The following is a 2,302-nucleotide window of genomic DNA, read 5'->3' as shown; positions in this document are numbered from 1 at the left end:
AACTAAAACAGCGCGCACACTCCACCGCGTACTTTGTTAGTGGCTCGACCCCGACATCAATTTGGCTCTGCATCTCCACGAATATTCCCATTTTTACGATCGATCCTAAGTAACTAAGTTCGATTAAATATCAAAGAGCGACTGTACATAAACCGTCGCTGTTGTTGGTTTGAGTCTCAAAACTCAATCTACATGGTTTTGATATTTAATTTCACTTAATATACTTAGACTTTTAGCGCGAACCTACACCTGCATTTTTCCCCAATCGTCTCTACTTTAATCTGCACCTAAATCTTATGACAATTATCGATCGAGAGTTCGACAGATTAGCTCAATCTGTCCACCAAACTCTGATTACGCATCAACAACAACTTCAACAGCAACAAGCGCAAATTAAGTCGCTAACACAGCTCTTAAATTCTTGTCGCAATACGACTGTAGAGCCGCATTCTTTGAGTGCGATCGATCGGTTGACAGAGTTACTCGATCTCCACCAACAAGGTAACGATCGAGTATGTAGTATTCTCACCACTCTTACCCAAGCTAAAGATGCTGAGGTTTTGACGATCGATAGTCAGGGTGAAATGGCGACTAGTCTAAAATTAGAGCTAACTCAATTAGCACAAAGATTGGGTATCGAGTCAGTAACTAAATTATCAAAAGCCGCTCATCGCATTAGCGAATGGTCGAAATTGATGTCGGCACATCCCGATGCTGATGGTTATCAGTGGCAGTTCCCTGGCTTCAAGCGCGGTTTTTATCACAATACTCGCTTGCAAATTGTTGGCACTAAACCCGTCGCTTTCGCCGCAGGTTCGTCGCTCAATTAAAATAAGAGACCAGCTCAAAATTTGAGGTAGGGGCAATTCATGAATTACCCCTACTGTACTACGTTGGTACTGTTGGGTTTCGTGCCTCAACCCAACCTATATATCAACTATCAATTATCAATTATCAATTATCAATTATCAATTATCAATTATCAATTATCAACTATCAACTATCAACTATCAACTATCAATTATCACATCCTACTTTCGACACCACTGAGGAGCTTGGTAATTTTCCGCAGTAAGTGTTCGGGATTTACTTGCTTCCATAAATAGTCATCGATATATTGCTTGCTAATCGGACTGACGATATCGTCTTTGTTTGCGATCGCCAGAATTTTAGTATCGCCAATTTTAGTCGATCGCCGAATATTATCGAGCAATCGATCGACAATATTAACATCTAGTGCCAGATCGATAATTAATAAATTTGGCTCGAACATCGAGATTTGTCGGAATGAAGATTCTGCCGATAATAACCAGGTTACTTGGTATCTAGCAGCCGTAAGAATATCGCACATAAATGTGGCTAAATCTTCGTCGTGTTCGATCAAGATAATCCGGTTCGGAATGGGATTGAGTTCGGGATCTTGAAACACTAATTGACGATCCATTTCTTGCCAATCATTGCGTTCGGGAATTTGGAGCGGTTGTGCGGCTAGCCGCACGGTAAAAGTCGAGCCAGAACCCAACACCGATTCAACTTCGATCGAACCACCATGGAGTTCGACTAATTGCTGCGTAATTGCTAGTCCCAGTCCCATGCCACCATAATCGCGATCGAAATTGCGATCGAGTTGATGGAATTTCTTAAATAAGCGGGGAATTTGTTCGGCGTCAATCCCAATTCCGCTATCTTCAATTTCAAATACCGCAAAGCCTTCTTCCAGCCAAGATCGAATGACGATCGTGCCATTATCGGGGGTGAATTTGATGGCGTTGGTTAAAATATTTAACAGAATTTGCCGCACCCGTTTGGCATCGCCGCGAAACCGTAGCTCTCGACCATTGAGTGGCGAACTATTATTATTGATAATTTCAACTTGAATATCAATTTTGGCAGCATCGGCTTTGGGCTTGACGAGTTCGACGACTTGTTCGATTTGTTTCGATACAAAAAATTCACCGACTTTCAGAAAAGTTTTTCCGACTTCTAATTTATAAAAATCTAAAATATCATCAATTAATTCGGATAAATGTTCGCCGCTATTGTGAATGATATTGAGATAATTTTGTTGTCGCTCGTTGAGATTGAGTAGGGGTAGCCGCAATAGCGTCGCCGATAACCCCAAAATACTCGTCAGGGGAGTACGTAGCTCGTGACTTAGGAGGGCTAGAAAATCAGTCTTAGATTGATTGGCAGTTTGGGCGACGAGGACGGCATCTCGTAACTCTCTAGTACTGAGCGGCGTAAATAAAGCCAGTATTTCAATCACATAACGGTTTGCCTTTGTAAGTCCACTTAAAAGGCT

2 protein-coding genes are annotated in these 2,302 nt (G+C 41.8%); one reads left to right on the top strand and one right to left on the bottom strand.

Annotation, left to right across the window (positions count from 1 at the left end; all coding sequences use genetic code 11):
• Positions 1 to 296: 296 nt before the first annotated feature.
• Positions 297 to 830, top strand: a complete 534-nt coding sequence (locus tag C7B77_RS28550; protein WP_106313031.1) for a hypothetical protein — start codon at positions 297 to 299, stop codon at positions 828 to 830.
• Between the two features lie 194 nt (positions 831 to 1,024).
• On the opposite strand, the gene C7B77_RS28540 is transcribed toward C7B77_RS28550, so the two are convergent.
• The coding region (locus tag C7B77_RS28540; RefSeq protein ID WP_245894515.1) for an ATP-binding response regulator at positions 1,025 to 2,302 on the bottom strand (1,278 nt) is incomplete at its 5' end.

The sequence above is a fragment of the Chamaesiphon polymorphus CCALA 037 genome, from assembly GCF_003003845.1.
Lineage (GTDB): Bacteria > Cyanobacteriota > Cyanobacteriia > Cyanobacteriales > Chamaesiphonaceae > Chamaesiphon > Chamaesiphon polymorphus.
The sequence above is the reverse complement of the archived record's forward strand: the minus strand, read 5'-3'. Positions and strand labels throughout refer to the sequence as shown.